The following is a 204-nucleotide window of genomic DNA, read 5'->3' on the forward strand; positions in this document are numbered from 1 at the left end:
GTAAGCTCAAGCCAATCAGCTTCAGCGTCTGTATCAGCAAGCCAAAGCACTTCAGCATCAGTATCTGCAAGCCAAAGCACTTCAGCATCAGTATCTGCAAGTCAATCAGCTTCAGCATCAGTATCAGCAAGTCAATCAGCTTCAGCATCTGTATCAGCTAGTCAATCAACTAGCGCATCAGTATCTGCAAGTGAATCAGCTTCA

The 204-nt window shown here is 45.1% G+C and carries 1 protein-coding gene; it reads left to right on the forward strand.

Annotated elements, in window-relative coordinates:
• On the forward strand, positions 1-204 hold a 204-nt coding region (locus B7708_RS00165; protein WP_193431738.1), incomplete at both ends, for a hypothetical protein.

The organism is Streptococcus oralis subsp. dentisani, assembly GCF_002096615.1.
GTDB lineage: Bacteria > Bacillota > Bacilli > Lactobacillales > Streptococcaceae > Streptococcus > Streptococcus oralis_U.